Origin of the sequence: Pseudomonas sp. DWP2-2 (genome assembly GCF_049897065.1) — a bacterium.
GTDB classification, from domain to species: domain Bacteria; phylum Pseudomonadota; class Gammaproteobacteria; order Pseudomonadales; family Pseudomonadaceae; genus Aquipseudomonas; species Aquipseudomonas paracarnis.
The window spans coordinates 495,154-520,406 of sequence record NZ_JAFCVN010000003.1 but is presented as its reverse complement, the minus strand read 5'-3'; the positions used below and the strand labels follow the sequence as shown (position 1 = coordinate 520,406).

The 25,253-nt window shown below is 60.7% G+C and carries 24 protein-coding genes; 11 read left to right on the top strand and 13 right to left on the bottom strand.

Translation table 11 applies throughout. The features are described 5' to 3' along the window. The first annotated feature begins 217 nt into the window (after positions 1-217). Together ACP7CZ_RS09785 and ACP7CZ_RS09780 are read left to right on the top strand one after the other, a co-directional pair. A complete protein-coding gene (locus ACP7CZ_RS09785; RefSeq protein ID WP_003188116.1) occupies positions 218-538 on the top strand; it encodes a hypothetical protein in 321 nt (106 codons plus the stop codon). Positions 539-689: 151 nt separating this feature from the next. Next, positions 690-1,322 carry a TetR family transcriptional regulator gene (locus tag ACP7CZ_RS09780; protein ID WP_003188114.1) on the top strand — a complete coding sequence of 211 codons (633 nt, stop codon included), beginning with the start codon at positions 690-692 and terminating at the stop codon, positions 1,320-1,322. Positions 1,323-1,327: 5 nt separating this feature from the next. On the opposite strand, the gene ACP7CZ_RS09775 is transcribed toward ACP7CZ_RS09780, so the two are convergent. Then, entirely contained in the window at positions 1,328-1,834 is a 507-nt protein-coding gene (locus tag ACP7CZ_RS09775; protein ID WP_034125672.1) for a C40 family peptidase, read from the bottom strand. A 340-nt stretch (positions 1,835-2,174) separates the two neighbouring features. Between ACP7CZ_RS09775 and ureE the strand changes: the two genes are divergently transcribed. The 5 genes from ureE (at position 2,175) to ACP7CZ_RS09750 (ending at position 5,841) form a co-directional block, all read left to right on the top strand. Then, positions 2,175-2,675, top strand: a complete 501-nt coding sequence (gene ureE, locus ACP7CZ_RS09770) for an urease accessory protein UreE (protein WP_054896372.1) — start codon at positions 2,175-2,177, stop codon at positions 2,673-2,675. Then, positions 2,672-3,346, top strand: coding sequence for an urease accessory protein UreF (locus ACP7CZ_RS09765; RefSeq protein ID WP_127880448.1), 675 nt, complete (start codon positions 2,672-2,674; stop codon positions 3,344-3,346). Before ureE ends, ACP7CZ_RS09765 begins: the two co-directional genes overlap by 4 nt. A gap of 14 nt (positions 3,347-3,360) precedes the next feature. After that, positions 3,361-3,975 carry an urease accessory protein UreG gene (gene ureG / locus ACP7CZ_RS09760; RefSeq protein ID WP_003188109.1) on the top strand — a complete coding sequence of 205 codons (615 nt, stop codon included), beginning with the start codon at positions 3,361-3,363 and terminating at the stop codon, positions 3,973-3,975. A 22-nt stretch (positions 3,976-3,997) separates the two neighbouring features. After that, on the top strand, positions 3,998-4,570 hold the full coding sequence (locus ACP7CZ_RS09755) for a HupE/UreJ family protein (protein ID WP_054918833.1): 573 nt from the start codon (positions 3,998-4,000) through the stop codon (positions 4,568-4,570). Between the two features lie 161 nt (positions 4,571-4,731). Further along, complete coding sequence (locus tag ACP7CZ_RS09750) at positions 4,732-5,841, top strand: AGE family epimerase/isomerase (protein WP_054918835.1); 1,110 nt, start codon at positions 4,732-4,734, stop codon at positions 5,839-5,841. 109 nt (positions 5,842-5,950) lie between these two features. Here ACP7CZ_RS09750 and ACP7CZ_RS09745 read toward each other — a convergent pair whose 3' ends face one another. From ACP7CZ_RS09745 to ACP7CZ_RS09705, 9 genes are all read right to left on the bottom strand, one after another. Continuing rightward, positions 5,951-6,856, bottom strand: a complete 906-nt coding sequence (locus ACP7CZ_RS09745; RefSeq protein WP_003188105.1) for a cation diffusion facilitator family transporter — start codon at positions 6,854-6,856, stop codon at positions 5,951-5,953. Between the two features lie 229 nt (positions 6,857-7,085). Then, entirely contained in the window at positions 7,086-7,853 is a 768-nt protein-coding gene (locus tag ACP7CZ_RS09740) for an SDR family oxidoreductase (RefSeq protein WP_034125868.1), read from the bottom strand. Between the two features lie 822 nt (positions 7,854-8,675). After that, entirely contained in the window at positions 8,676-9,392 is a 717-nt protein-coding gene (locus tag ACP7CZ_RS09735) for an ABC transporter ATP-binding protein (RefSeq protein ID WP_005784287.1), read from the bottom strand. Then, a complete protein-coding gene (locus tag ACP7CZ_RS09730; protein WP_005784285.1) occupies positions 9,389-10,264 on the bottom strand; it encodes an ABC transporter ATP-binding protein in 876 nt (291 codons plus the stop codon). Before ACP7CZ_RS09730 ends, ACP7CZ_RS09735 begins: the two co-directional genes overlap by 4 nt. Next, positions 10,261-11,538, bottom strand: a complete 1,278-nt coding sequence (gene livM, locus ACP7CZ_RS09725; protein ID WP_003188100.1) for a high-affinity branched-chain amino acid ABC transporter permease LivM — start codon at positions 11,536-11,538, stop codon at positions 10,261-10,263. The genes ACP7CZ_RS09730 and livM overlap by 4 nt, the downstream gene beginning before the upstream one ends. 2 nt (positions 11,539-11,540) lie before the next feature. Beyond that, complete coding sequence (locus ACP7CZ_RS09720; protein WP_003188099.1) at positions 11,541-12,455, bottom strand: ABC transporter permease subunit; 915 nt, start codon at positions 12,453-12,455, stop codon at positions 11,541-11,543. Between the two features lie 284 nt (positions 12,456-12,739). Continuing rightward, the gene (locus ACP7CZ_RS09715; RefSeq protein ID WP_034125665.1) at positions 12,740-13,876 is read right to left on the bottom strand and encodes a branched-chain amino acid ABC transporter substrate-binding protein; all 1,137 of its coding nucleotides are present in this window, start codon (positions 13,874-13,876) and stop codon (positions 12,740-12,742) included. A 374-nt stretch (positions 13,877-14,250) separates the two neighbouring features. Further along, entirely contained in the window at positions 14,251-15,534 is a 1,284-nt protein-coding gene (locus ACP7CZ_RS09710; protein ID WP_426174158.1) for an NAD(P)/FAD-dependent oxidoreductase, read from the bottom strand. 144 nt (positions 15,535-15,678) lie between these two features. Then, positions 15,679-17,169 (bottom strand): L-piperidine-6-carboxylate dehydrogenase, encoded by a 1,491-nt coding sequence (locus ACP7CZ_RS09705; protein ID WP_294143678.1) that lies wholly within the window; start codon positions 17,167-17,169, stop codon positions 15,679-15,681. Between the two features lie 153 nt (positions 17,170-17,322). Here ACP7CZ_RS09705 and ACP7CZ_RS09700 point away from each other — a divergent pair, with 153 nt between their 5' ends. The 3 genes from ACP7CZ_RS09700 (at position 17,323) to nadE (ending at position 20,466) form a co-directional block, all read left to right on the top strand. Continuing rightward, positions 17,323-18,213 (top strand): LysR family transcriptional regulator, encoded by an 891-nt coding sequence (locus tag ACP7CZ_RS09700; protein WP_197900124.1) that lies wholly within the window; start codon positions 17,323-17,325, stop codon positions 18,211-18,213. A gap of 207 nt (positions 18,214-18,420) precedes the next feature. Then, entirely contained in the window at positions 18,421-19,635 is a 1,215-nt protein-coding gene (pncB, locus tag ACP7CZ_RS09695; protein WP_003188094.1) for a nicotinate phosphoribosyltransferase, read from the top strand. A 3-nt stretch (positions 19,636-19,638) separates the two neighbouring features. Beyond that, a complete protein-coding gene (nadE, locus tag ACP7CZ_RS09690) occupies positions 19,639-20,466 on the top strand; it encodes an ammonia-dependent NAD(+) synthetase (RefSeq protein ID WP_014716685.1) in 828 nt (275 codons plus the stop codon). 136 nt (positions 20,467-20,602) lie between these two features. On the opposite strand, the gene azu is transcribed toward nadE, so the two are convergent. Continuing rightward, positions 20,603-21,049 carry an azurin gene (gene azu / locus ACP7CZ_RS09685; protein WP_003188091.1) on the bottom strand — a complete coding sequence of 149 codons (447 nt, stop codon included), beginning with the start codon at positions 21,047-21,049 and terminating at the stop codon, positions 20,603-20,605. Between the two features lie 333 nt (positions 21,050-21,382). Here azu and ACP7CZ_RS09680 point away from each other — a divergent pair, with 333 nt between their 5' ends. After that, positions 21,383-21,565 carry a hypothetical protein gene (locus ACP7CZ_RS09680; RefSeq protein WP_034125662.1) on the top strand — a complete coding sequence of 61 codons (183 nt, stop codon included), beginning with the start codon at positions 21,383-21,385 and terminating at the stop codon, positions 21,563-21,565. A gap of 131 nt (positions 21,566-21,696) precedes the next feature. Here ACP7CZ_RS09680 and ACP7CZ_RS09675 read toward each other — a convergent pair whose 3' ends face one another. Then, positions 21,697-22,587, bottom strand: a complete 891-nt coding sequence (locus tag ACP7CZ_RS09675) for a transglutaminase family protein (RefSeq protein ID WP_197900123.1) — start codon at positions 22,585-22,587, stop codon at positions 21,697-21,699. Continuing rightward, entirely contained in the window at positions 22,587-25,073 is a 2,487-nt protein-coding gene (locus tag ACP7CZ_RS09670) for a circularly permuted type 2 ATP-grasp protein (RefSeq protein WP_054896365.1), read from the bottom strand. The genes ACP7CZ_RS09675 and ACP7CZ_RS09670 overlap by 1 nt, the downstream gene beginning before the upstream one ends. Positions 25,074-25,253: the final 180 nt, after the last annotated feature.

The following is a 25,253-nucleotide window of genomic DNA, read 5'->3' as shown; positions in this document are numbered from 1 at the left end:
TTTCCCCATCGACGACGCACCATTGTTACCCAGGCTCGTGTCGAAAATACCCACATCGGTGCAAAGCCGCGGGCTTGAGAGGCTCGATCTAGAGCCTCCGGCGAGAACAATCAATTCTGTTGATTATTACCATTGTGTTTATGAACTTTTATATCGACTTATCAAGGGTAACATTAGCCCTGTACCCACTTTATCGCCCTCCCTAGGAGCAACCATCATGAAACGCCAATTACTCGCTACCGTTCTGTTATCTGTCCTGGCTTCCAGCGCTTTTGCCCTGCCAGCTGCCGAACAGGCCACCCCGCAGAACAAAGCTCAAGCCGTGCAAACCAGCCAAACCGTGGCTCGCAGCGGTTCGCAAGAAGACGAAAACCGTGATTACGCCAAAGGCGCCGTAGCTGAAAATGGCTACAACCGCTTGCAAGAGAAAGGTCTGGTCGAAGGCGGTGCTGAACAAGCCAACAAACGCGCCTACACCGAAGGCGTTGCTGAAGGCGGTGCCGACCGTCTGCAAGAACTGCATCAAGCACAGAGCTAAGCCTGTGGTGGCCCAGAAAAAAGCCCGATCTGCCGATCGGGCTTTTGCTTTTATATAGAACGCGTCACGCCCCGCCCCTGCCAAGTTCGACGCCGGCAAAGCGCTTTTGCTAGAGTGCGTCGCTGTACTTGCCGACAAAGCTCATCCGCTCATGCTGCCCCGCGCCGAACAGAAGCAACAGACCCGCCTCGCCCTGATGGACGCAGCCCGCCATCTGATGGAGTGTGGCCGTGGGTTTGGCAGCCTGAGTTTGCGCGAAGTGGCCAAGACCGCGGGTATCGTGCCCACCGGTTTCTATCGCCATTTCGCCGACATGGACCAACTTGGGCTGGTACTGGTAAGCGAGGTCGGCCAGACCTTTCGCGCCACGATCCGCCTGGTGCGCCACAACGAATTCGTGATGGGCGGCATCATTGATGCCTCGGTGCGCATCTTTCTCGATGTGGTTTCGGCCAACCGCTCTCAGTTCCTGTTCCTGGCTCGCGAACAGTACGGCGGCTGCCTGGCCGTGCGCCAAGCCATCGCCGCCCTGCGCGAAGACATCACTCGCGACCTGGCCGCCGACCTGACACTGATGCCCAAACTTCAGCACTTGGATGCCGAAGGTTTGCACGTGATGGCCGACCTGATCGTCAAGAGTGTGTTCGCCACCCTGCCCGATATCATCGACCCACCGGCCCACGCCTTGCCGGCCCACCTTACGCCCCAGGCGAAAATCACCCAGCAGCTGCGCTTTATCTTTATCGGCCTTAAACATTGGCAAGGGCTGGGCAGTACCGAGTAAGTCAATCAACCCGCCGTGTGGAACCGTTTGGCGGTGGTGTAGTGCTTGTTCCAGTAGCTATTGCTCAATGAATCGATACGGATGGTTTTGCCGGTACGCGGCGAATGGATGAATTTGCCCTGGCCGATATAAAGGCCGACATGGCTGACCTGGCCCCGCCCGTTGCCTTTGAAAAACACTGCATCCCCTGGCTTTAAAGCACTGCGTTTGATGGTTGTCGCCGATGAACGGTGCATGGCGGCAGTGGTGCGGGGTAGCTGGATATTGGCTTGGGTCTTGAACAAGTACACCAGGAAGCTACTGCAATCGAAGCCCTGCTCTGCCGATGTGCCGCCCCACTTATAGGGCGTACCCAGCAACTCATGGGCGCGATCAATGACATCGTCGATAGAGGCCGGCTTGATGCTTTGCAGCGAAGAGCTGAAGGTGGCGCGGGGTTGGAAATTGGCCTTTGCCGATGAAATAAAGCAGGTCAGGCTGACAAGGCATACACAAAAAATTGATCGAAGCATGATGAACGTCGCGGTGGAATTAAACAGGCCGCATAGCCTAAAGAACCCGCAGGTAATCTCATGAGCTCCAAATCCTGATGACTCGTAGGAAAAATCCTAAAAAACACCAACAAAGAAAAAGATGAAAGAAACTTCATCAAACTGAGCGGCGCCATCAACGCAGAATGCCCTTCCCCGGTGCTATAAACCTCGGCACGCACCAAATTGATACACGCGCGGAAATCATCCGACGCCCTATTGAGCAGCATGCCTGCCTGACTACAGGGAATTCCTACTCGATTCCCTGATTGGCAAGCCCCTTGCTCTAGGTCTTTCATCGCTCACAGTTGGAAGCTCTCTGATGCTGGTGATACACCGCCGAATCGCCCCCCAAGCCCTCTGGGCCGCCGAGTTGCTGCTCAACTTCGAAGCCCGCAGCAAAAGCCGCCTGCGCTGTTTCAGTGCCGACGGTGAAGACGTCGGCCTGTTTTTGGAGCGGGGCCAGCCGCCCTTGCACGATGGTGAATTCCTGCAGGCAGAAGACGGACGCGTCGTACGGGTATGCGCCCGCCCTGAACAACTGCTGCACGTCACCTGCCGCAACGCCTTCGAGCTCACCCGTGCCGCCTATCACCTGGGCAACCGCCACGTGGCCCTGCAAGTCGGTGACGGCTGGCTGCGCCTGCTCGATGACTACGTGCTCAAGGCCATGCTCGAACAACTGGGTGCCGATGCGCAGACCCTCGAGGCGCCGTTTCAACCCGAGCACGGCGCCTATGGCGGCGGCCATCATCATTCACGGCATGGTGATGAAGACTTCAACTACGCGCCCAAGCTGCATCAGTTCGGCGTGCGTCTATGAACCCAGCCTGGGCGCTGCTGCGCCTGGCCAGTCCGCAACTGCCGATTGGCGGCTACAGCTATTCCCAAGGCCTGGAAATGGCGGTGGACAACGGCCGCGTGCAGGATGCCGCGAGCGCCCGGCGCTGGATCAGTGACCAGTTGCTGCTCAACCTGGCGCGTTTCGAAGCCCCGCTGCTGCTCGCCCACTGCCGCGCAGCCGTCGAACAGGACTGGGCCCAATTGGCGCAGTGGTGCGACGAGCATCGCGCCAGCCGTGAGACCCGGGAGCTGTATCAGGAGAGTCGTCAGATGGGCTATTCCCTGCAACAACTGCTCAACGGCTTGCCGGAACTGGACGACAGCGCCCGTGATTTTCTTGCACAACGCGACGAACCGCATCTGGCCCTGGGCTGGGCCTTGGCCGCACGCGCCTGGCACATCAACCCCGGCGATGCTCTTGCCGCCTGGCTATGGAGCTGGCTGGAAAACCAACTGGCGGTACTGATGAAAACCCTGCCATTGGGCCAGCAAGCGGCCCAGCGGTTGACCAGCGAACTGCTGCCGCTGCTGCAACAAGCACAGCAGGATGCCGAACGCATTAACCCTAACCATTTGGGCAGCGCCGCTTTTGGCCTGTCCCTGGCGTGCATGGCCCACGAGCGCCAGTACAGCCGCCTGTTCCGTTCCTGATTCTGGAGAAGCACATGAACACACAACCCCTGCGCGTCGGTATCGGCGGCCCGGTAGGCTCGGGCAAGACCGCCCTGACCCTGGCCCTGTGCCTGGCGCTGCGCGATCGCTACAACCTGGCGGTGGTCACCAACGACATCTACACCCGTGAAGACGCCGACTTCCTGGTGCGTAACCAGGCCCTGGCGCCGGAGCGCATCATCGGCGTGGAAACCGGTGGCTGCCCACACACGGCGATTCGCGAAGATGCCTCGATCAACCTGGAGGCCGTAGACCAACTCAACCGCCGTTTTCCCGGCCTGGACCTGATTCTGGTGGAGTCCGGCGGCGACAACCTGTCGGCCACCTTCAGCCCGGAACTGTCGGACCTGACCATCTATGTGATTGATGTCTCTGCGGGCGACAAACTGCCGCGCAAGGGCGGTCCCGGTATTTGCAAATCCGACCTGCTGGTGATCAACAAGATTGACCTGGCCCCGCTGGTGGGTGCCTCGCTGGAACTGATGAACAGCGACACCCAGCGCATGCGCAACGGCAAACCCTTTGTGTTCAGCAACCAGAAGACCGGGGTCGGCCTGGACGACATCGTCGCCTTCATCGAACGCCAGGGCCTGCTGACCGCCGCCTGATCAACCCATAAGGAACCTGTCCATGAGACTCAACAGACTTTTCGCCGCCGCCGCGCTGCTGCTCGCCCCTGCCTTGGCCTTCGCCCATCCGGGCCATGGCGACAATGGCCTGGTGGCCGGTATCAGCCACCCCCTGGGCGGCCTCGATCACTTGCTGGCCATGCTTGCGGTGGGCCTCTGGGCGGCCCAGCAAAAAGGCGCCGCGCGCTGGGCGCTGCCGTGCACCTTTGTCGGCACCATGCTGATCGGCGGGGTATTGGGTTTCGAAGGGCTGCAATTGCCGGCGCTGGAAGGCGGGATTGCTGCATCGGTGCTGGCCTTGGGCCTGGCGGTAGCGTTGGCGGTGCGGCCGCCACTGTTCGTGGCCGTGGGCGCCACGGCGTTGTTTGCGCTGTTTCACGGCGTGGCCCATGGCCTGGAACTGCCGGATATGACCAGCCCTTGGGCGTATGCGGCTGGGTTCGTGGGGGCAACAGCCGTGTTGCACGCTGCGGGTTATGCAGTGGTGCGCTTTTTGCCGGCATCTGCGGCACCCTTGGTGCGCGTGGCCGGGGCGGCTTCGGCGGCGACTGGGGTGTGGTTGCTGGCAGGCTGAGGAAAAGATCGTTCCCACGCTCCGCGTGGGAATGCAGCCTAGGACGCTCTGCGTCCCAAAGCATGACGCAGAGCGTCATAAAATGCATTCCCACGCAGAGCGTGGGAACGATCAGCCTGCTACCATGCGCGCCTACACCCCTGCCGTGACGACGCCAGCCAATGCCCATCGCTTCCCCCTCTTCCCTGACGCCTGTGCTCACGCACTTCCATGACCTGATCGTGCCTCTCTGGCAAGGCCCGGGCTGGAATGCCGACCTGGCACTGCCCTTTGAGGCACTGGATGCCGATCACCAGCCACTGCCCCCCCAGCGCTATCGCGCCATGGCCTGCGCCCGGCAGTTGTACCTGTTCGCCAGCCTGATCGGCGAACCCGGCGCGGCTTTCGCCGAAGAACGTGCGGCGGCGCTGTTTCGCTCCCTGCAACGGCACTTTCATGATGCCGAACACGGTGGCTGGTTCTACAGCATCGACCCCGCCGGCCAGCCGCTGGACGAGCGCAAAGACCTCTACACCCACGCCTTCATTATCTTTGCCTGCGCCCATTACTGGGCCAAGGTGCGTGAGCCGTTGGTAGAGTCAGTGCTCAACGCTGCCCTGGAAGTCGTCGCCCAACGCTTTGCCACCGGTGACGGCTTGTACGAGGCCGTACTGGAGCGCAACTGGGCCTCGCTCGACTCCGGCCCGTTGCAAAACCCGTTGATGCACCTGGCCGAAGGTTTCCTGGCTACCCTCGCGGTGCGTGAGGACGCCCAGGTACAAGCGGCCCTGCTGGCACTGGCGACGGCCATGCAGCAACGCTTCATCGACCGCGAGCACGGCGTGATGATGGAGAAACCTTTGGGCGCTGTGGATAACTGGTTTGAGCCGGGGCACCAGTTCGAATGGTTCTTTTTGCTGGAATCTTCAGCTGTGCTGCGCGGCACTGCACTGCATGAGTCGCTGACACGGGCATTTGCCTATGCCGAGCAAAAGGGTGTGGATAAGTTAAGCGGTGCGGTCAGCGGCATGCTGGCGCTGGATGGCACGGTGCGCGACGGTACCCAACGGATCTGGGCTCAGGCGGAGTACCTGCGGGCACTGACCTTGCGGCCAGGCAGCGAAGCGATGCTGCAGCGTCAGTTGCAGGCGCTGCAACAGCGCTTTTTGCATGCCAAGGGTTGGCATGAATGCCTGGATGCCGAGGGTAAGGTGAGCCGGCGGGATATGCCTTCGACTACGCCCTATCATTTGGCGACTTGCTATCAGGGTTTGGTCCAGCATCTGGGCTGACCTGCAGGGCTCCATCGCAGGCAAGCCAGCTCCCACAGTTGATTGTGTTCGCACATTTAAATGTGGGAGCTGGCTTGCCTGCGATAGCCTCACCTCGCTCTAACAGACTTTAGGCAATCCACTTGCGGTCGCCCGTAAAACTGATCGTCAACCACCGCGCCGCATCCGCCGCCCCCAGCCCTGTGGATATCTCTTCACGCAGCCCATCGAGGGTGGCGACGTTATCCACCGGGTAATCCGCTGGCAGCACCACATGAATCTCGATAAACCGCGCCCGCCCGTGCTTCTGCACATAGGACACGTAGTCGTCGAAACCATGCTTGGCCTGCGCCGCGTCCATCACCTCGCGGACCTTGTCGTCCAAGTGATCCGGCGCGATCCCCAACACTTCGCGCAGCGCCGGGCGCAGGATCTTGAACGCCGGCGCCAGCATGCTCAGGGCCAGCAGGATCAGGATCAACGGGTCCACGTAGACCGCCCACTCGCCATAGCCCTGGGACTTGAGCAACAGCGCCGCCAGGAAGCTGATCAGCAAGCCCACCGACAGCATCGCGTCCACCAGCCAGCTGATGTTGTCGAACTGGATCAATGACGATTTGAGTGTGCGATTGCGGTAGCGCACATAGAAGAAGTAGGCGAACTCCACGACGGTAAACACCGCCGCATAAATGATCACCAGCCCCAGCTCGATTTCGCGCCCGCCATTGATAATGCCGAACACGCCATTGAGGAACGCGTAGATGGCGATCAGCAGCAGGAAACTGCCTTCGATCAACAGCACCATCGGCTCCAGGTGCCAATAGCCGAATTGGAAACGCTCGTTGCTTTTCTTGGCGATCAGCTTGGCCGTGATCAGCATCAGCACCTTGATGGCGGTGGCGATCAGCGAGAAAAAGCCGTCGAACAGAATGGATTGGGCGCCGGATATCACACCCGTGACAATCCCTGCGATCGCGACTGCGAACATCAGGATAGTCGATTGTTTGAGCAGTGCCTGCTCACCTCGGTTACTCACATTGCCTCCTGTCAAAACCTTTAAACCGCTGGGTGCGGTGGGGTTTTCAGGCGGGCAGTGTACCTTATGCCGCATTTTGACCGATTTGCCACCACTGATCGTTCCCACGCTCCGCGTGGGAATGCATCGCGTGACGCTCTGCGTCACCAGCAGAAAGCGGGGCGCAGAGCGCCCCCGGCGGCATTACCACGCGGAGCGTGGGAACGATCAGCGTGTGTCGCGCAGGCGCTTAGCCCTTGGCCCCACGCTCAATAGCAAACCCCGCCCAAGTCTGGCTCACCGGCATCAACTCCAGGCGGTTGATGTTCACGTGCGCCGGAGTGTTCATCACCCAGAAAATCGTATCGGCAATGTCCTGCGGCTGGATCGGCTCCGCACCTGCGTAGGTGGCGTCATAACGCGCCTGGTCACCGCCGAAGCGCACCAGGGAGAACTCGCTCTCACACAGGCCCGGCTCGATATTGGTCACGCGCACGCCGGTGCCTTGCAAGTCGCAGCGCAGGTTCAACGAGAACTGCTTCACGAACGCCTTGGAACCGCCATACACATGGCTGCCCGGGTACGGGTAGTTACCGGCGATGGAACCCAGGTTGATGATCCCGGCACCGCGGCCATGGGCAATCAGGCGCGGCAACAGCAGGTTAGTGGTGGTCAGCAGGCCCTTGATGTTGGTATCGACCATGGTTTCCCAATCGTCGAGGTCGCACTTGGGCGCAGGGTCGGTGCCCACGGCCAGGCCGGCGTTGTTGATCAGGCCGCGCAGCGTGGCGAACGACGCCGGCAGGTTGGCGATGGCCTCCTCCATGCCTTTGCGGTCGCGTACATCCACCACCAGGCCATGCACTTCGGTCTGCTTGGAAAGCTCTTCGACCAAGGCGTTCAAGCGCTCGGCACGACGACCAGTGAGCACCAGTTTCCAACCGGCCTCGGCAAAGCGACGGGCACAGGCTTCGCCGAAACCTGAAGTAGCGCCAGTGATAAACAGCGTGTCGGACATGGTGTTCTCCTTGCGGGCATCGGGAAAAAAACAGCCAGCAGAATGCCTTTACGCCGCGTTTGCGGCAACCGCTGTGCACACACACGCATGCTTGGCTGATCATTTTTTAATCAATCGAAGCAAAGCCTTATAAACCGTAGCTTGCAGCCATATGCGCGCAGGTTATCCACAACTGCGCCCACAGTCTTTGGGGGCAAGTGCAAACGGCTCAAAGCCGCTGTGTACAAGGGTTTCAGGCGGTTTTATAAAGTTTTTTGCTTGACCTGGGCGAGCGCCTATGTAGCCGCTGACAAATGCAGAAAAACACAACGATGGCTCCAGGCCAGTCATTCCGGCCCCTGCGCAAGTCTTTCCAGAGTTTAGTCACAGACTTATCCACAGGCTGAAAGAACTTATTTCGTTCATATACCTGTGTCTTTAAACAGGTTGACAAACCCTTGAGACGGTCGTGAAAAACACCCTGATCGAAAAACAACCAATACGCTACAAGCCACGTGGTTAAAGGCTTTCAGCCAGCTACTCCCACGTTACCCACAGCCGGTTCCACAGTGGATGGGGACAAGTCAAAACTGTGACAAAACAGGGATTTGCGGCGGCTATATGTCGCGCTTTTGAGGTGGGCTGGATTTGTTTTCCACAATTTGGTGGAGGGCTTGTTGACACCGCAAAAACAAATGTGGGAACCGGCTTTGGGTGGGAGCTGGCTTGCCTGCGATGCGGCCACCTCGGTATGCCAGCTAAACCGAGGTGATGCTATCGCGGGCAAACCCGGCTCCCACATAAGGCCCGGTTCCCACAGGGTTGATGCGCCTGGATCTTAGGTCAGTGACCGCCCAGGTAGGCGTTGCGCACTTCCTCGTTCACCAGCAACTCCTTGCCGGTGCCTGTCAGGCGAATCTCACCATTGACCATCACATACGCCCGGTCCGACAGGCGCAACGCATGGTTGGCGTTCTGTTCCACCAGGAAAATGGTCATCCCGGTGGACGCCAGCTCGCGCAGGGTGGAAAAGATCTGCTTCACCACAATCGGAGCCAACCCCAGGCTTGGCTCATCGAGCAACAACAGCTTGGGCCGGCTCATCAGCGCACGGGCGATGGCGAGCATTTGTTGCTCACCACCGGACATGGTCATCGCCCGCTGGTTGCGTCGCTCCTTGAGCCTGGGGAACAGCTCGAACATGCGTTGCATGTCCTCGCTGGCGAACTTGTCGCCAATGGGGATGGTGCCCATCAGCAGGTTTTCCTCGACGGTCATGTCGGGGAACACCCGCCGCCCTTCCGGCGACTGCGCAATGCCGTTGGAAGCGATGTAGTGGGACGACTTGTGAGTAATGTCGACGCCGTTGTAGAGGATCTGCCCCGACTCGGCCCGAGGCTGACCGAAGATCGACATCAGCAACGTGGACTTACCCGCGCCATTGGAGCCGATCAGACTGACGGTTTCGCCTTCGTTGATGTGCAGCGAGACTTTTTTCAGGGCCTGGATCGGGCCGTAGAACACGTCCAGGTCCTTCATTTCGAGGATAGGTGCGCTCATACCAGCTCCTCTTCGTCCGCGCCCAGGTAGGCGGCGATCACTTTCGGGTCGTTGCGGATCGCATCCGGGCCGCCTTCGGCGATCACGTTGCCGTGGTCCAGCACCACAATGTGGTCGGAAATACTCATCACCATGCCCATGTCGTGTTCGATCAGCACCACCGTAAGGTCGTGTTCGTCGCGCAGCAGGCGAATCATCGCGCTGAGGGCTTCGGTTTCCTGCGGGTTGAGGCCCGCTGCCGGTTCGTCCAGGCAGATGATCTGCGGCCGCGTGCACATGGCGCGGGCGATCTCCAGGCGGCGCTGCTGGCCGTAGGAGAGCTCGCCGGCCAGACGGTTGGCGCAGTCCACCAGGTCGACCACTTCCAGCCAGTAGAACGCGCAGTCCAGCGCATCGCTTTCGGCCTTGCGGTAGCCCTTGGTGTTGAGGATGCCGGCAAGCATGTTGCGGTTGACCCACATGTGCTGGGCCACCAGCAGGTTTTCCAGCACCGACATTTCCTTGAATAGGCGAATGTTCTGGAAGGTGCGCGCCAGGCCGGCACGGTTCACCAGGTGGGTGCCGCCGAACATCTTGTAGTAAACGCGGCTGAGGAAGCTTTTGGGCGACACGAAGTCGGTGGCCTCAAAGCGCTCGCCGAGCAGTTGGATCACGTTGGTTTGCTTGCCGCGCACGTTGAGCTCGATCTTGCCGCCACTGGCTTTGTAGAAGCCGGTGAGGCAGTTGAACACCGTGGTCTTGCCGGCGCCGTTGGGGCCGATCAGGGCGAAGATCGAGTTGCGTTCAACCTTGAGGCTTACATCGCTCAAGGCTTTGATACCACCGAAGTGCATCATCAGGTGTTCGACGGACAGCACGACTTCCTTGCTCATGGCGCTACCCCTTTGCGTGGCGTCACACCGGTACGGCTAATCCGAATCAAGCCACGCGGTCGCCAGATCATCATCACCACCATCAACACCCCAAACAGCAGCACGCGGTACTCGGAAAAACTACGCAGCAGTTCCGGCGCCACGGTCAACACGAACGCTGCGATCACCACGCCAACCGTCGAGCCCATGCCGCCCAACACCACAATGGCGAGGATCAACGCCGACTCGAAGAAGGTAAACGACGACGGGTTGACGAAGCCCTGGTAGCTGGCAAAGAACACCCCGGCCAAACCGGCGGTGGACGCGCCGATGGTGAAGGCTGAGAGTTTGACCAGCACATGGTTCAGGCCCATGGAACGGCAGGCGATTTCATCTTCGCGCAGGGCTTCCCAGGCGCGGCCGACCGGCATGCGCGTCAGGCGATGCTTGATGTACAGCACGGCCAGCACCACCAAAAACAGCACGATGTAGATGAACATGAACTTGATGTTGGGGTTGTAATCGATGCCGAAAAACTCGTGAAACGGAATGCCGCCATCCTTCGCACGCTTGCCGAACTCCAGGCCCAGGAAGGTCGGTGACGGCACGGGCATACCGTTGGGGCCACCGGTGAACGACAGCCAGTTGTTGAGCACCAGGCGAATGATTTCACCAAAACCCAGGGTCACGATGGCCAGGTAGTCCCCGTGCATTCGCAGCACCGGGAAGCCGAGTATGCACCCCGCCAACGCCGCCGCGATGGCCGCCAGTGGCAGGACCGTCCAGAAGCCCAGGCCCAGGTATTGATAACCCAGCGCCAGGCCGTAGGCACCGATGGCGTAGAAGGCCACGTAACCCAGGTCGAGCAGGCCCGCCAGGCCCACCACGATGTTCAGGCCCAGGCCGAGCAACACGTAGATCAGCCCGAGGATCACCACGGTGAGCAGGTATTTGTTGGCGAAGATCGGAAACACGATGGCGATCACGATCAGCGCCGGGATGATCCAGCGCAGCCGCGACTTGTAATCCGGTGGCAGCACGTGCACGCCGGAGCCGCTGCTCTCGAACCCCTGCAGGATCTTCACGCCCTTGGGGGTTTGCAGGAACAGGCTGAGGGCAAAGCGCCCGGCCATCACGATGGCGACCAGCACGGCAACCCGCGCAGGTTCCAGGTTGAAGCTGTAGCCGTCGAGCACCACGCCGACAATCGGGCCGAACACGATCAGCGAAATCAGCCCCGCGAGTACCGTATCGACCACACTTTTCTTGATATCAATGGATTTGGCAGCAGACATGTTTACACCTTCGCCACGAGTGGGCGACCAAGCAGGCCCTGGGGACGGAAAATCAGAATCACCACCAGCAGGGAGAAACTGAACACGTCTTTGTAGTCAGAGTTGATCAACCCCGAGAACAGCGACTCGGAGATACCGAGGATGATCCCGCCCAGCATCGCCCCAGGCAGGGAGCCGATGCCGCCGAGTACCGCCGCGGTAAACGCCTTGATGCCGATGATGAAGCCGGCATAGAAGTCGAAGGTGCCGTAATTGAGGGTGATGAGCACGCCGGCCAGGGCGGCCATGGCGGCACCGATGACAAACACGTAGGAGATCACGCGGTCGGTGTTGATGCCCAGGATCGAGGCCATCTTGCGGTCTTGCTGGGTAGCGCGGCACATGCGGCCGAGCTTGGTGTATTTGATGATGTAGGTGAGCAAGGCCATGCCGGCAAAAGCGGCGACCAGGATGAACACTTTGGTGTAGGTCAGTTGCACGAACCCGGTGCCGATATCGACGCGCCAGGCGCCGGCCAGCAGGGTGGGAATGCCTTGTTGCTTGGCGCCCTGGGCGATCTGCGCGTAGTTCTGCAGGATCAGGGAGATACCGATGGCGCTGATCAGCGGTGCCAGGCGGGTGGAGTTACGCAGGGGTTTGTAGGCGACACGCTCAATCACCCAACCGTACACGCCGGTGACGACCACGGTGAAGATCAAGGTACCGAGAATGAGCAGCGGGAAGGATTCGATGCCGAAGTAAGCCAGCAGTGCCAGACTGATCGCCGCGAGGTAAGCGGAAATCATATAAACCTCGCCGTGGGCGAAGTTGATCATGCCAATGATGCCATAGACCATTGTGTAGCCGATGGCGATCAGGCCATAGACCGACCCGAGGGTCAGGCCGTTGACCAGTTGCTGCAGGAAAATACCATCCATAACGCAATCTCACGCGGTGAGCACCTGCACACCGGTGGGTGTGCGGCGCTTCTGGAGGAAAAGACAGGTTTGTTGCAATGGAGCAGGCAACCACGCCCTCTGTGGGAGCTGGCTTATGTGGCGAGGGAGCTTGCTCCCGCTGGGCTGCGAAGCAGCCCCAAACTGGGCAATCGAGATACATCAGATGTATTTCGGTAAGCGGTTGGGAGTGCTACGCACTCCAGCGGGAGCAAGCTCCCTCGCCACAGCAAGCCCCCCTAACCTTAGGCCCGTGGTGCTTGTACTTACTTCTGCTTTTCCAGCTGATGGTATTTGCCGTCTTTGTCCCACTGGTAAACCACGTAGTCAGAGACTTTCAGGTCGCCCTTGGTATCCCAGGCTTTTTCGCCCATGACGGTTTTAACCGGGTTGGCCTTGAGCCACTTGGCAGCGTCTTCGCCCTTGTTGGACTTGGCACCGTTGAAGCCGGCGGCCAAGGCCTGGATCGAAGCGTAGGCGTACAGGGTGTAGCCTTCAGGCTCGGTGCCGTTCTTGCGGAACTCTTCCACGACCGTCTTGCTGTCCGGCAGCAGGCGCGGGTCGGCGCCGAAGGTCATGTACACGCCATCGACGTACTGCGCACCACCTGCGGTGGACACCAACTCGTCGGTGACCACGCCGTCATCGGACATGAACTTGACGTCTTTCAAGCCCGCTTCACGGATCTGGCGCACCAGTGGGCCGGCTTCCGGATGCAGGCCGCCGAAGTACACGACGTCGGCGCCCAGGGAGCGGATCTTGGTGACCAGGGCGCTGAAGTCTTTCTCGCCACGGGTCAGGCCCTCTTCCAGCACCGGCTTGACGCCGCGCTTGGTCAACTGGGCGGCGGTGGCGTCGGCCAGGCCTTTGCCGTAGGTGTCCTTGTCGTTGATCACCGCGACTTTCTTGCCCTTGAGCACGTCGACGATGTAGTCGCCGGCGACGATGCCTTGCTGGTCGTCACGCCCGCACATGCGGAACATGGCGCCCAGGCCGCGTTCGGTCACTTGTGGGTTGGTGGAGCCTGGGGTGATGGCGATGATGCCTGCTTCGTCGTAAACCTCAGACGCCGGGATGGTATTGGATGAGCAGAAGTGCCCGACCACACCGATCACTTTGTCCTGGTCGGCCAGGCGGTTGGCCACGGCCACGGCCTGCTTGGGCTCGCAGGCGTCATCGCCCGCCACCAGCTTGATCTGCTCACCGTTGATGCCGCCGGCCTTGTTGATAACGTCGGCTGCCGCCTGGGCACCCTTCATGTACTGCTCACCGAAAGCGGCGTTGGCACCCGTCATCGGGCCCGCCACACCAATTTTCACATCAGCTTGAACAAACGTAGAAACACCCAGCGCCGCAGCAACGGCGAGGGCCAGAAAACCTTTCTTGTAAAACGTCTGGGACATGAGTGGTGCTCCGATATTTTTGATTTTTGGCACGACAACTTGCATTCAAACCTTTCACCGAAAGCTCAGAGCAAGCCGCGTGCCATTACTTTTTTATTCTTCAAAAAGACACGGTGTCATTGTTATTACAGGCGTTTCGACGCCTTTTGCCAGGACGTGCAACCGTCTAGCGTCTATAGGTGCAACCAACACTTCAAAAAAGTACAACCCTGGCAGGTCGCACCTGCAACCCCAGGCATAAACGACAGTTCCTGCAGCTGTAACAATGTGCGTAACGGAACTGCACATTTACAGTGCGTGATTGCTACGACTTGCACCAATACAGATGGGTAGCCTGCTAAGAAAACGCAGGCTTTTGAGGGGTATTTCGCTGATCAGATCACGATCCTCAGGCATTGCCCGGCGTGATAGAGCGAGAAGCCGGCTTCATACAGGCAGCTGCGCAAGCCCACCGCGGCCAAGGGTTGCATGGGCGTAAAAGGGATCGGCAAGGCTTGGGTGTCCTGGTGACACAGGTAGTCGGCAAACGCCTTGCCCACCACGCTGCCGGTGGTCACCCCGCGTCCGTTATAACCGGTAACCGCCACCAGGCCGGGGGCCGGTTCGAACAGGCGCATCAAGTGGTCGGGAGTGAATGCGATGCAGCCGGTCCAGGTGAATTCCCATTGCACCGGTTTGAGGTACGGGAAGTAGTGTTGCTGCACCCGATCGGCCCACGCTTTGAGAAACCATGCCGGTTTCTGGCTGCCGTTACCCAGGCTGCCCAGCAACAGGCGCCCGTCGGCATCGCGGCGAATACTGCTCAGGACCTGGCGAGTGTCCCACGAACCCTGGCCGCCGGGGAGGATCTGCTTGGCCGCGTCATCGGTCAGCGGCGCCGAGGCCACCTGATAGTAATAGCCGGGGAAGAAGTTACGCCGCAGTTCGGTCCATTCGCCTTCGGTGTAGGCGTTGGAGGCGATCACCACCTGCGCGGCCTGCACCGCGCCCTCGGCGGTCTGCACCGACCAATCGGCGCCTTGGCGTTCAAGCTGGGTGACCGGGGAATGATCGAACAACTGCCCGCCCAACGCTGCGGCGGCATTCGCCAACCCAGTGGTGTAGGCCATGGGGTTCAAGGTGCCTGCGCGCCGATCCAGCAATGCGGCGGCGATTTTCCGAGTACCGGTGGCTTGCTCGCAAGCCTGGCCGGTGAGTAACTCAACCGGTGCGCCACGGCGTTTCCACTGCTGCTCACGGCTGCGCAAATCCGCCTCGCCACGGGCGTTGTGCGCCATGTGCAAGGTGCCTTCACGGCGCAATTGGCAGTCGATGTTGTACTTGTCGATCAGGCTGAACACCAGGGACGGCGCCGCACCCAACATGCGGTTGAGCTGGCTGCCCACCGCCGTGCCGAAACCGGCCTCGATCTCGTCCGGTGGAATCCACAGGCCGGCGTTAACCAGCCCGACGTTGCGCCCCGAACCACCGTGGCCGGTGCGATGGGCCTCGAGTACGGCGACGCTTTTACCCTGTTCCAGCAAATGAATGGCCGCCGACAAACCGGTGATGCCAGCGCCGATCACGCACACATCCACCTTGACCGCGCCCTTGAGCGCGGCTCGGTCGGGGCGGCCTGGAGTGAGGTGTTCCCATAAACATGTTTCGCGCAGTGCCATTGCCAGACTCCGGGATGAATTCACCACCGCTCGTTCCCACGCTCTGCGTGGGAATGTAGCCTTGGACGCTCCGCGTCCGCATTGTCGTGACGCGGAGCGTCACAGAATGCGTTCCCACGCAGAGCGTGGGAACGATCAGTCTGGTCAGTCGAACGTGATGCCTTGTGCCAACGGCAGTTCCAGCGAGTAGTTCACGGTATTGGTCTGCCTGCGCATATACCCGCGCCACGCATCCGAGCCCGATTCACGCCCGCCGCCGGTTTCTTTTTCACCCCCGAACGCGCCACCGATCTCCGCGCCGCTCGGGCCGATGTTGACGTTGGCAATGCCACAGTCGCTGCCCACCGCCGACATGAACTGCTCGGCTTCACGCACGTCAGTGGTGAAGATGCAGGATGACAAGCCTTGTGGCACGGCGTTGTTCAGGCGCAGGGCTTCGGCGAAGTCGGTGTAGCCGACCACGTAAAGAATCGGCGCGAAGGTTTCGCTGCACACTACGTCGCTTTGCTCGGGCATTTCCACGATGGCCGGCGATACGTAGTAGGCGTTGGGGAATTTGTCTTGCAGTTGGCGCTTGCCGCCGAACCCCTTGCCGCCTTCGCTCAAGGCTTGCTCAAGGGCGTCCTGCATGTTGTCGAAACTGTGCTTGTCGATCAGCGGGCCGATCAGGTTGCCTTCCAGTGGGTGGCCGATGCGCACTTTGGAATAGGCGGCCTTGAGGCGGGTGACGATTTCTTCCTTGACCGACTCATGGGCGATCAGGCGGCGCAGGGTGGTGCAGCGTTGGCCGGCGGTGCCCACTGCGCTGAACAGGATAGCGCGCACGGCCATGTCCAGGTCGGCGCTTGGGCCGAGGATCATCGCGTTGTTGCCGCCCAGCTCAAGGATGCTGCGGGCGAAACGCGCGGCGACTTTGGGTGCCACTTCACGGCCCATACGCGTGCTGCCGGTGGCGCTGATCAGGGCAACGCGCGGGTCATCCACCAGCGCAGCGCCGGCGTCGCGGCCGCCGATGATCACTTGGCTGAGGTACTCGGGGGCACCGTCGAATTTTTTCAGTACGCGCTCGAACAAGGCCTGGCACGCCAGTGCAGTGAGCGGGGTCTTTTCCGACGGTTTCCAGATCACCGCGTTGCCGCACACCAAGGCCAGCGCGGTGTTCCACGCCCACACGGCCACGGGGAAGTTGAAGGCGCTGATCACGCCGACCACGCCCAGCGGGTGCCAGGTTTCACGCATATGGTGGCCGGGGCGCTCGGAGGCGATGGTCAAGCCGTACAACTGGCGCGACAGGCCGACGGCGAAATCGCAGATGTCGATCATTTCCTGCACTTCACCCAAACCTTCCTGGGTGATCTTGCCGGCCTCCCAAGAAACGAGTTCGCCCAGGTCGGCCTTGTACTCGCGCAATACGTCGCCGAACTGGCGCACCAGCTCGCCACGCCGCGGCGCCGGCACCTTGCGCCAGGCTTCGAATGCATGCTCGGCGCGACTGACCTGTTGCTCCACCTCGGCGGCGCCTTCCCAATGGACACTGCCGATACGGCTGCCATCAATCGGTGAATGCACGGGTTGTTTCCCAGCCTGGTACAGCGCCGGGTTTACCCCGAGACGATCAAGCAATGCGGCAACCATGGGTCACTCCTTCAAATCTGCGTAGAAAAATCGCGCCGCTGCTTGCACGGCGATCCTGAGCCTATTTGTAGCTGGCCCAAGACTTGCCAACAAACGACGATTAGGCGAGATATCATTCCCTTTATTCATGCAAAGAATAAAAAGAGGCATGCCGTGCTGAACAAAAGATATTTGCCCTCGATCACCGCCCTGCAGTGTTTCGAAGCGGCCACCCGCCACCTGAGCTTCACCCGCGCCGCCGAGGAACTGAACCTCACCCAAAGCGCGGTGAGCAAACAAGTAGCGCAGCTGGAAGAACTGTTGCAACACCTGCTGTTTCGCCGCGTGCGCCGCCGCTTGCAGATGACTCCGGCGGGCGACCTGTACCTGGTGGAAGTGCGCAAGATCCTCACCCAAGTGGAAATGTCCACCCACTACCTGCGCTCCTACGGCGGTGAAACCGAAGTGCTGCGCGTGTCCACGCCCTACACTTTTGGCGCACGCTGGCTGGTGCCGCGCCTCAAGGGTTGGCGTTTGCGCCACCCGCAGATCCACCTGGACCTGTGCAACGAACAGGAGCCGGACGAGTTACTGCAAGGCAAGGCCGACATGGCGTTCTATTTCGGCCAGGGCGCACGCCCCGGCACCGAGAGCCTGAAATTGTTCAGTGAAGAACTGGTACCGGTGTGTTCGCCCGACAGCCTGCCCTCCCAGCCCTTCACCGACCCCACACAACTGAGTGAACTGGTGCTACTGCAAAACGCTTCGAGGCCCCAGGGCTGGCATGACTGGTTCGCCAGCCAGGGTTTCCATACCGAGCACAGCTACCATGGGCCGCGGTTCGACACGTTTTATATGTGTATTCGTGCGGCGCAGGTGGGATGCGGCGTGGCGCTGTTGCCGCGTTTTCTGGTGGAGGAGGAATTGGCCGAGGGCAAGTTGGTGATCCCCTGGCAACATGCGATGCCGAGCCAGGATGCTTACTACCTGGCGTATCCCGAGCATTCGGCGGAGGTGCCCAAGGTGCGCGAGTTTGTGAAGTGGATGATGGAGCAGGTGCTTTAGCGCCTGGAGAATCGCCATCGCAGGCAAGCCAGCTCCCACCGTTTGGAATGCACTCCAAATGTGGGAGCTGGCTTGCCTGCGATGGCGCCAGTGGCCTTACTGAAAAAATCACTGGCAAAACCCCACAAGTCTATGCGCCACTAACCCCCTTCCTCAATTGTGCGTAAAGGCCGGCCTCCATCGCCGACCCGTCTGGAGATTCCCGTTATGAGCGAGAGTGTGTTTGCCGATCGCATCGTGCAGAACCTGCTCGACACCGACTTCTACAAGCTGACCATGATGCAGGCGGTGCTGCACAACTACCCGAACGTGGAAGTTGAATGGGAGTTTCGTTGCCGTAACAGCGAAGACCTGCGCCCTTACCTGGCGGAGATTCGTTACCAGATCGAGCGCCTCGCCGAGCTGAGCCTGAGCCCCGATCAATTGGGTTTCCTGGAACGCATCAGCTTTATGAAGCCGGATTTTCTGCGCTTCCTCGGGCTGTTTCGCTTCAACCTGCGGTATGTGCAAACCGGCATCGAGAACGGCGAGTTGTTTATCCGCCTGCGCGGACCGTGGCTGCATGTGATCCTGTTTGAAGTGCCAATGCTGGCCATCGTCAGCGAGGTGCGTAACCGCTACCGCTACCAGACCGTGATCCTTGAACAGGCCCGCGAGCAGCTGTATCGCAAGTTCGACTGGTTGACCGCCAACGCCAGCAGCGATGAGCTGTCGGAGCTGCAAGTGGCAGACTTCGGCACGCGCCGGCGTTTTTCCTACCGGGTGCAGGAGGAAGTGGTCAGCGTGCTCAAGCACGATTTCCCTGGGCGCTTTGTCGGCACCAGCAACGTGCACCTGGCGCGCGAATTCGATATGAAGCCGCTGGGCACCATGGCCCACGAGTGGATCATGGCCCACCAGCAACTCGGCCCGCGCCTGATCGACAGCCAGATCGCCGCCCTTGATTGCTGGGTGCGCGAGTACCGTGGCCTGTTGGGTATCGCCCTCACCGATTGCATCACCACCGACGCGTTCCTCGGCGACTTCGACTTGTACTTCGCCAAGCTGTTCGACGGCCTGCGCCATGACTCCGGTGATCCGATCCAGTGGGCAGAAAAAGCCATCGCTCACTACCACAAGCTGGGCATCGAACCGATGAGCAAGACCCTGGTGTTCTCCGACAGTCTGACATTGCCCAAAGCCTTGGAAATATTTCGGGCGTTGCGCGGTCGCATTAATGTGAGCTTTGGCATCGGCACCAACCTGACCTGTGATATTCCAGGGGTGGAACCGATGAGCATCGTGCTTAAAATGACCGCCTGCAATGGCCAGCCCGTCGCGAAGATTTCCGATGAAGCGGGCAAGACCCATTGCACCGACCCGAATTTTGTCGCCTATTTGCGTCACGTTTTCAAAGTACCTGCCCTATCCAGCAAGGAGTGAATCATGCAAGCCGTACAGCGTGAGATTGCACAACAGCTCAAGGTGCAAGCCCCGTTCAAGGACCAGGCCGCACTCGAAGCCGAGGTTGCCCGGCGCGTGGCCTTTATCCAGGACTGCCTGCGCAATTCCGGGCTCAAGACCCTGGTGCTCGGCATCAGTGGTGGTGTCGACTCCCTGACCGCAGGCCTGTTGGCCCAACGTGCGGTGCAGGAACTGCGCGCCAGCACCGGCGATGAGGCGTACCGCTTTATCGCCGTGCGCCTGCCCTACGAAACCCAGTTCGACGAGCACGACGCCCAGGCCTCGGTGGACTTTATCGAGCCGGATGAACGTCACACCGTGAACATCGGCCCGGCGGTTAAAGCCCTGGCCAATGAAGTGGCCGCATTTGAAGGCAAGGCCGCGGCGTCCCGTGACTTCGTGCTGGGCAACACCAAGGCGCGCATGCGTATGGTGGCGCAGTACACCATCGCCGGCGCGGCCGGTGGGCTGGTGATCGGCACCGACCATGCGGCGGAAGCGGTGATGGGCTTCTACACCAAGTTCGGTGATGGCGCGTGCGATCTGGCACCGTTGAGCGGGCTGGTGAAGCATCAGGTGCGGGCCATTGCCCGTCACTTTGGCGCGCCGGAATCGCTGGTGGAGAAGGTGCCGACCGCCGACCTCGAAGACCTGTCGCCGGGCAAGCCGGACGAGGCGTCACATGGCGTGACCTATGCCGAGATTGATGCGTTCCTGCAGGGTGAGCCGGTGCGTGAGGAGGCGTTCAGAATTATCTGCGAGACCTATCGCAAGACTGAGCACAAGCGGGTGATGCCGTTTGCGCCTTGAGGTGAACCTGATCGTTTTGCATTGATTGTCACATCGCCATCGCAGGCAAGCCAGCTCCCACACTTGACCGGATTCCAACATGGGAATGCGGTCGAATGTGGGAGCTGGCTTGTCTGCGATGAACGATAACGCGGTCTTACTTCAGAACCACAGCACCTTTCATCATCGAGATGTGGCCTGGGAACGAGCAGAAGAAGCTGTATTTCTCATCGGCCTTCAGCTTGGAGACGTCGAAGGTCACCGAGTCTTTCTCGCCAGCACCGATGATCTTGGTGTGGGCGATGATGCGCTCATCACCGGCTTTCAGGTAATCCTTGTCGATCCCCGCAGCCATGCCGTCGGTTGCCACCGGTTGCATATTGGCTTCGGTAGTCAGCACCCAGTTATGGCCCATCACGTTCTTGGGCAGGTTACCCGAGTGAGTCAGCTCAACGGTGAACTGCTTGCAGCTCTTGTCGATGGTGATTTCTTTAGTGTTGAACGACATTTGGTCGGTGGAGTCGACAGTGACCTTGCACTCTGCAGCAAGCAACTGGCCGCTCGCCAGAGTCAGCAGGGAAACAGCAACGAGTTTGGCAAACATGTGAATCTCCAAGGCAGGGTTTTAAAAACGCGGATTGCGGTAAGGGTGCCTCAATCAGGCTTGAGTTCTTATGATCTGAATCAACAGATTGTATACAACTTTAGGCTATCAGCTTCATCAACACAATCAACCAGCCAAACTGCCGCACCCTGATTATGATCGGCCCATCACTCACGGGAGTTCATGCCATGCACCTCAATCACCTGTTCAACGGCCTCCTGGCTGCCTACGCCTGCGGTAAGTGAAAGCAAACGCCCCCCCGAAGCTGCTACCATGACGACCCGAGGCAGCTGCGCGCCGCCCACCCTCACCTTCGACCCTAGAGGATCGCCCATGGCCAAACCTAATTACTCCTTCGCCAAACGTCAGAGAGACTTGGCCAAGGAACAGAAGAAAGAGGAAAAGCTGCAACGCAAGAAAGCCGCTGCTGAGGAAGAAGCCGGCGCGCTGAACCCGGATGCCGAAGGTGAAGCGGCACCTGACGAGACCGAAACCCCGAAAGCCCCAACTGAATGATCGTTCCCACGCTCCGCGTGGGAATGCAGCCCCGGACGCTCCGCGTCCCGCACCAGGCTTGAAGCCAGCGCAAGGGTGACGCAGAGCGTCACAGCAGGCATTCCCACGCAGAGCGTGGGAATGATCGTTTTTCATTCCAGCGGCATCACCGTCACCCGCACCTCCGGGTCATGGCTGCCTCCCCCCAGAATCACCCCCCGCAATGGCGACACATCAGAAAAGTCCCGGCCCCAGGCCAGGGTGATGTGCTCCAGCGCCGGCTGCACATTGTTGGTCGGGTCAAAATCCACCCAGCCTGATACCGGGCAAAACACCGAAACCCACGCATGGGAAGCATCCGCGCCAATCAGCCGTGGCTGGCCGGGCGGTGGCTGGGTGAGCAGGTAGCCGCTGATATAGCGCGCCGCCAGGCCACGGGAACGCAGGCAGGCAAGCATCAGGTGAGCGAAGTCCTGGCACACGCCGCGACGGCGCTCCAGCACTTCAACCAGCGGCGTGGCGACCTGGGTGGCTTCGGCATCGAAGGTAAATTCGCTGAAGATCTTCTCCATCAATACCTGCGTGCCCAGCAGTAAAGGCTCGCCGGGCGGGAAGCAGCTTTCGGAGAACTCGACGAAAGTTTTCTTCAGATGGACATAGGGCGACTCGAAGCGATAACGACAGGCTTCGATCAGTTCGGAGCTCAATGCCTGGCTGCTGTAAGTCAGGCTGTCGCGGGTGTGGTCCCAGGGCGGCGACCGCTGGAAGTCCAGAGCGGGTCGCGCCAGCACTTCCACGGTGAGCCCGGCGTTCACCAGCAATTCATCATGGGGCCGTTCGAACGCCAGGCGAGTGATCGGGTTGCCGAATACGTCCAGTTCGTCGCGGCGCGAGGTGGGTTCCGGGCTGATATCCAACTGCTGCCAGGTGCACTTCTGCCAGGCGCACGGCCTTGGCCAGAGGTGCGCCAGTTGCTGGGCCAGGGACACCGGGCTGTCATAGTGGTAATGGGTATCGTGGAAAATCTGGTAGCGCGCGCTCATTACACCGACACCGTTTGCTGGCTGACATCATCCACGTGGGCAAAATGGCGCAGCGCCAGGCGATCCGACACTTGCCCGCTTTCATCGGCCACCGCTTGCAACAGGTCGGCCAGGCCGTCCAGCGCGGCACGCACGCTGGTTTCGCCAAACAGGCCGTTCTCCAGGCAGCCCAGGTCAAAACGCGCCAGGCACTCGACCAAAGGCACCAGCCCGGTTTCACGGGGCACGCCAAAATCATCATTGAGACGGCGCAGGGTGCGGCTCACCAACTTGAGCTGGAACAGCACCGCATGGGGGTTCTGCTCGTCGAGCAGCAGCAGGTCGAGCACCGGGATCAACTGCGGCACCGCCAGGTAGCGCGAGCGGTAGGTGATACTGCTGTTGCCCAGCTCCAGCAACCATTCCAGCCCGGCCTGATCGAACACCGCCACACCGCGCAGGAACGCCGCAAGGCTGCTGCTCAGAAACTGCAAACGCTCGATACGCCGGCCCATCATCAAAAAGCGCCAGCCTTCATCGCGGGTCATGTCGTCCAGGGCAAAACCGGACAGTGCCGCCAGGGACATCACCAGGCGGTTGAGAAAGTCGAGCAGCTCGCCAAAGTCTGCAGTGTCGCTTTCCAGTTCCATGGCTTCGCGTTGCAGCTCCACCAGGGCTTGCCAGTTTTCCCTGGACAACTTGCCGCGCACCTGGGATGCCGCCCACTGCAGGCGCTGCAGGTTGGCGCGCAGACTTGAAGGCCAGTCATCACCCAGCAAAGCGGCGAGCAGGCGCTCAGGCAGCTCGCCCTCCTCAGGCAACAGGCGCAGGCTTTCGCCCAGTTCGACGGCGGCCTGCAACGCCAGCGGATCGTCGCCGTCGACATACCGCGCCAGCACAATGCGCAGCCAGCGCGCACTGTCGTCGCAGCGCTCGCAGTAACGACCGAACCAGAACAGGTTTTCCACCACGCGCGAGGGCAGATAGGGATCGCGGCGCACCAGGTCATAGGCGCCAATGGTGCGTTGGGCGCGCCACTGCTCGCCACCCGGCACGCGTTCGCCGAGTACCCAGGTGTCCTTGCTCGCCCCGCCGCGCTGCATCGACACCACCTCGGCATCGGCGTCGGCCGCCACGCGAGTCAGGCCACCGGGCAGTACCCGATAACCGTCTTCACTGGCCACGGCGTAGACACGCATACCAATGGCACGGTGTTGCAGGTGGTCATCCACGGTGTGCCATACCGGCGCCTGAGACAGTTGCGCCAGCTCTTGGGCGACATAGGCATAGGGCCGCGCACGCATGCGTTCAGCCAGGGCCTGGCGCTGTTCGTCGTCAAGGTCGCGACCAAACACCGGGGCGAAACTTTGTGAGGGAAATGCCGGCTTGATCAGCAGCTCCGGGAGTTTTTCCAGGGCTTCGGCAAGCACCGGCGCTTCGCCGCACCACCAGGTGGCAATCGACGGCAGGATCAAGGCTTCACCGAACAAAAACTCGTTGATCTTGGGCAAAAAGCCCAGCAACCCCGGGGACTCCAGCACGCCGCTGCCCAAGGCATTGGCCACCAGCACATTGCCTTGGCGTACGGCGTCGAGCAGGCCCGGCACGCCGAGCGCGGAGTCGGTGCGCAGCTCCAGCGGGTCGCAGAAATCATCATCAAGGCGACGCATGATCGCGTGCACCCGGCGCAGGCCGCTAAGGGTTTTCAGGAACACGGTGCTGTCGCGCACGGTGAGGTCGCCGCCCTCTACCAAGGGGTACCCGAGCTGGCGCGCCAGGTACAGGTGTTCGAAATAGCTTTCGTTGAAACGCCCCGGCGTGAGCAGCACGATCAGCGGCGGCTGGTCATCGCCAGGGGCCTGACGCGCCAGGGTTTCCTGCAGCGTGCGAAAGAAACCGGTGAGGTGCTGCACCTGCATATCCCGGTACAGGTCCGGGAAGGCGCGGGACACGATGGTGCGGTTTTCCAGGGCGTAGCCGGCGCCCGATGGGGCTTGGGTACGGTCGGCGGTGACCCACCAGCGGCCGTCCGGCGTGCGCGCCAGGTCGACCGCGTACAGATGCAGGAACGCACCGTCGGGCGGCTGGATGCCCTGGCACGGCCACAGAAAATTGTTATGCCCGAACACCAGTTCGGCCGGCAGCAAGCCTTCCTTGATCAGGCGCTGCGGGCCATACAGGTCGGCCAGCACCGCATTGAGCAGGCGCGCACGCTGGGCGATGCCGGCCGACAGTTGCTGCCACTCCTCGGCCGCCAGCACATGAGGCAGCAGGTCCAGTTCCCAGGGGCGGTCGGCGCCCTTGGGGTCGGCGTAGACGTTATAGGTGACGCCGTTTTCCTGGATCTGACGCGTCAACAACGCCTGGCGCTGGGCCAGTTGTGCGGGCGTGCTGCGTTGCAGGTGATCGAACAAGCGTCGCCAATGGGCACGCACCGCGCCGCTGGCGTCCAGCAGTTCGTGATAGGTGCCCGCGGTGAGCGGGTAACGGTCGAGCAAGTCGGACATGGAACGCTCGGCAGAGGCAAGGGAAGTCAGGTTAACTCAAATTCACTACGATCCAATGTGGGGGGCTGGCTTGTTGTGGCGAGGGAGCTTGCTCCCGCTCGACTGCGCAGCAGTCGCCTGCTATTGGGGGTGCTTCGCACCCCAGCGGGAGCAAGCTCCCTCGCCACAAAAGCCCTCCCA

Coding starts and splice junctions, on each gene's coding strand:
- ACP7CZ_RS09750 (WP_054918835.1), top strand. CDS start 4,732: ATGCCCATCGCTTCCCCCTCTTCCCTGACGCCTGTGCTCACGCACTTC.
- ureG (WP_003188109.1), top strand. CDS start 3,361: ATGAACACACAACCCCTGCGCGTCGGTATCGGCGGCCCGGTAGGCTCG.
- ACP7CZ_RS09720 (WP_003188099.1), bottom strand. CDS start 12,455: ATGGATGGTATTTTCCTGCAGCAACTGGTCAACGGCCTGACCCTCGGG.
- ACP7CZ_RS09780 (WP_003188114.1), top strand. CDS start 690: ATGCTGCCCCGCGCCGAACAGAAGCAACAGACCCGCCTCGCCCTGATG.
- ACP7CZ_RS09785 (WP_003188116.1), top strand. CDS start 218: ATGAAACGCCAATTACTCGCTACCGTTCTGTTATCTGTCCTGGCTTCC.
- ACP7CZ_RS09730 (WP_005784285.1), bottom strand. CDS start 10,264: ATGAGCAAGGAAGTCGTGCTGTCCGTCGAACACCTGATGATGCACTTC.
- ACP7CZ_RS09765 (WP_127880448.1), top strand. CDS start 2,672: ATGAACCCAGCCTGGGCGCTGCTGCGCCTGGCCAGTCCGCAACTGCCG.
- ACP7CZ_RS09705 (WP_294143678.1), bottom strand. CDS start 17,169: ATGGTTGCCGCATTGCTTGATCGTCTCGGGGTAAACCCGGCGCTGTAC.
- ACP7CZ_RS09670 (WP_054896365.1), bottom strand. CDS start 25,073: ATGTCCGACTTGCTCGACCGTTACCCGCTCACCGCGGGCACCTATCAC.
- ACP7CZ_RS09735 (WP_005784287.1), bottom strand. CDS start 9,392: ATGAGCGCACCTATCCTCGAAATGAAGGACCTGGACGTGTTCTACGGC.
- ACP7CZ_RS09675 (WP_197900123.1), bottom strand. CDS start 22,587: ATGAGCGCGCGCTACCAGATTTTCCACGATACCCATTACCACTATGAC.
- ACP7CZ_RS09755 (WP_054918833.1), top strand. CDS start 3,998: ATGAGACTCAACAGACTTTTCGCCGCCGCCGCGCTGCTGCTCGCCCCT.
- nadE (WP_014716685.1), top strand. CDS start 19,639: ATGCAAGCCGTACAGCGTGAGATTGCACAACAGCTCAAGGTGCAAGCC.
- ACP7CZ_RS09710 (WP_426174158.1), bottom strand. CDS start 15,534: ATGGCACTGCGCGAAACATGTTTATGGGAACACCTCACTCCAGGCCGC.
- pncB (WP_003188094.1), top strand. CDS start 18,421: ATGAGCGAGAGTGTGTTTGCCGATCGCATCGTGCAGAACCTGCTCGAC.
- azu (WP_003188091.1), bottom strand. CDS start 21,049: ATGTTTGCCAAACTCGTTGCTGTTTCCCTGCTGACTCTGGCGAGCGGC.
- ACP7CZ_RS09740 (WP_034125868.1), bottom strand. CDS start 7,853: ATGTCCGACACGCTGTTTATCACTGGCGCTACTTCAGGTTTCGGCGAA.
- ACP7CZ_RS09680 (WP_034125662.1), top strand. CDS start 21,383: ATGGCCAAACCTAATTACTCCTTCGCCAAACGTCAGAGAGACTTGGCC.
- ACP7CZ_RS09775 (WP_034125672.1), bottom strand. CDS start 1,834: ATGCTTCGATCAATTTTTTGTGTATGCCTTGTCAGCCTGACCTGCTTT.
- ACP7CZ_RS09715 (WP_034125665.1), bottom strand. CDS start 13,876: ATGTCCCAGACGTTTTACAAGAAAGGTTTTCTGGCCCTCGCCGTTGCT.
- ureE (WP_054896372.1), top strand. CDS start 2,175: ATGCTGGTGATACACCGCCGAATCGCCCCCCAAGCCCTCTGGGCCGCC.
- livM (WP_003188100.1), bottom strand. CDS start 11,538: ATGTCTGCTGCCAAATCCATTGATATCAAGAAAAGTGTGGTCGATACG.